The following is a 1,198-nucleotide window of genomic DNA, read 5'->3' on the forward strand; positions in this document are numbered from 1 at the left end:
TGCCAGGATCATTTCATTGACGCCATCATAGTCCCACTCGTCGTGCGGGGTCATCTGATAGAGCCATTTTGCCATACCGGTATCGGCATCGCGGGCCATGATGGTCATCGACCATTTGTTATCGCCCGGACGCTGAACAGGGTTCCACGTCGAAGGGTTGCCTGTGCCGTAGTAGATGAGATTGAGCTTCGGATCGTAGGAATACCAGCCCCATGTCGTTCCGCCGCCGATTTTCCACTGTTCGCCTTCCCAGGTATTGGTGCCAGAATCGGCGCCAACCGGCTTACCGAGATTGGTAGTTTTCTCCGGATCGATAAGGGTATCCTTGTCAGACCCCATCGAATAGGCCCGCCAAGCCTGCTTGCCATCCTTGATGTTGTAAGCCGTCAGGTGGCCGCGAACGCCGAATTCACCGCCGGACACGCCGACGAGAACCTTGTCCTTGACGACGACCGGCGCCGATGTGCCGGATTCGCCCTTGCTGCCGTCGGCCGCATCACCATTCTTGACAGACCAGACCACCGCACCCGTCTTTGCGTCGAGGGCGACGAGGGTCGTATCGGCTTGATAGAGGAAAATCTTGCCATCGCCATAGGCTACACCGCGATTGACCGTGTCGCAGCACATAATGGGAATGACGTTCGGATCCTGTCTCGGCTCATACCGCCACAGGATCTTGCCATCATTGTTAAGGTCAAGCGCATAAACCGTGTTCGGGTAAGGAGCATGGACATACATGACGTCGCCGATGACGAGCGGACCGCCTTCATGGCCGCGCAGTACGCCCGTCGAGAACGTCCAGGCGACTTGGAGGTTCTTGACGTTTTCCGCGGTGATCTTCTTCAGTTTCGAGTATCGAGTATTGGCGTAATCGCCGGTCTGCATGGCCCAGTTCTTCGCATCCGAAGACAGGCTTTGAAGATCATCATTGGCAAATGCTCCTCCTGCCAACGAAAGCGACATGGCCGTGGTAGCAAGTGCAATGCCAATGAAATGTTTGTGTACACGCATTACGAGTCCTCCCTGAGTTCACCTTAATGAACTATCGGACGGCGCCACTTCAAAGGACGGCTCCGCTCCATCAGCTCACGCAAATGGGAAGTATTTCCGGCAGCGTGTCACGACCTAAGCCAGGCGAGCAGAGGGCACCGTTACTGCCCACCCCGCTTGGCCTACGAAGACTGTCACCACTCCCTTG

General features: G+C 56.3%; 1 protein-coding gene. It reads right to left on the reverse strand.

The window, feature by feature from the left end; genetic code table 11:
- Positions 1 to 963 (reverse strand): PQQ-binding-like beta-propeller repeat protein (locus AAAB35_RS09940; RefSeq protein ID WP_340668121.1); only part of this gene is annotated, 963 nt, incomplete at its 3' end.
- Positions 964 to 1,198 lie beyond the last annotated feature (235 nt).

The organism is Phyllobacterium sp., from assembly GCF_037994425.1.
GTDB lineage: Bacteria > Pseudomonadota > Alphaproteobacteria > Rhizobiales > Rhizobiaceae > Phyllobacterium.